Origin of the sequence: Xenorhabdus vietnamensis (genome assembly GCF_002127535.1) — a bacterium.
In the GTDB taxonomy this organism is placed as follows: domain Bacteria; phylum Pseudomonadota; class Gammaproteobacteria; order Enterobacterales; family Enterobacteriaceae; genus Xenorhabdus; species Xenorhabdus vietnamensis.
Window position 1 is genome coordinate 1 of record NZ_MUBJ01000082.1, and the last position, 1,512, is coordinate 1,512.

Annotated in this window: 1 protein-coding gene; it reads right to left on the reverse strand. The window is 47.9% G+C overall.

Features of this window, described 5'->3' with window-relative positions:
- Positions 1-383: 383 nt before the first annotated feature.
- A complete protein-coding gene (locus Xvie_RS20240; RefSeq protein WP_086110878.1) occupies positions 384-1,403 on the reverse strand; it encodes an IS110 family RNA-guided transposase in 1,020 nt (339 codons plus the stop codon).
- Between the last annotated feature and the right edge of the window lie 109 nt (positions 1,404-1,512).

The following is a 1,512-nucleotide window of genomic DNA, read 5'->3' on the forward strand; positions in this document are numbered from 1 at the left end:
TGTCTCATTCCGACAGTGTTTGTCACGTAAAAAATAAGGAGTTTATACCTCAATTTTCTCCAGCGGCAGGATATGACGGAAAACAAGTGATTTCCGTCATAGGGAAAAGGCTTAGCGTGTGTCATTGCAGAAATGACCACAGAACCCCTCTTACTCCGTGAAAAGCGGGAGTTCATAACATCAGCCTTATTACAGCCAGAGCTGCGGGCCTCGATGTAATCCGCTGACTGGCTCCTCACTCTCCTAACGAGCTTTATGCTCAGAGCATAAATCAGGTTTAGCCAGTCACGGTCTTACCTGTCTTTGTCATCATTATTATCGCCTTAGCAATCTTTCTACATTCATCCTTGTCGTTAAAAGTGAAAGTTGATCAGTGAAACACCTCAGTAAGGTCTGACACTGACGTAATCTTTTTGGTATTCCTGCTGATGGGCGACCAATGCCCAAACGGTACGAGCCAGCTTATTGGCCATCCCCACAATCACCACACAGACCGGACGGCGTTTTTTCAGCTCCGTCACCCACGGCAGCGGTGTTTTTGTCAGTAAGGTGGCCACTCTTGCACCGTGAATAAACAGGGTTCTCAGATAGGTATCTCCCCGTTTACTGATGCCCAGTAATTTGACCCGGCCTCCCGTTCCCGTTTGTTTCGGCACCAGGCCCAAATAGGCCGAAAATTCCCTGCCCGACCGAAACGCGCTGGGATCGCCCATCGTTGCGATGGCGGCTGTCGCAATTAAGACACCGACACCGGGAATTTTCATAATTCGCTGACAATCAGCATTCTGCTTTGCCCACGCCGTCAGTTGTTTTTCCACCTGTTCAATTTGTTCATCGATTTCGTTCAAACGGTGGTATTGCTCTTCAAGCAGATTGAGCAGGAATGGCGCCAGTTTTTCCTTTAGTCGCTCAAGGACTTCAGGCATGGCTTTATCCAGCGAGGTTCTGCCCTTATGTACGGTTTCACCAAATTTCAGCAGTAAACCATGTAACGAATTGATCTGCGCGGTTCTGAATTTGACGAGTTGATAGCGCATCCGGTGTAATGACAGAATGGCCTGCTGTTCTTCATTTTTGATAGCCACGGATTTACCGGGTTGCTGAACGGCCAGCCAAATCGCCCGGGCATCCTGCACATCGTTTTTATTTCCCATCCGAAATGCCCTGACAAACCGAGCTTTAAGCAAACGTACTTCATGTCCCAGCTTTCTCAGTTCCCGTGCCCAATAGTGAGCGCCACCGCACGCTTCCATACCAATCAGACAGGGTTCCCGATTAGCAAAAAATGTCAGCAACGCATCCCGTTTTATCTGCTTATCCACCCTCTCACCTGTATGGAAATCAACCATATGCAACTGGATGACGTGTTTTGCGATATCTAATCCCACCGGTATACAATTCATCTCATGGCTTCTTGTATCTTGAAACCCGTGTAGAATAAATAATTACTGGGTTTAGCAAGGTTCATGTAGTCCGATGGATCCTTGGGCTTTGAAGCCCGCACTGGAGCAA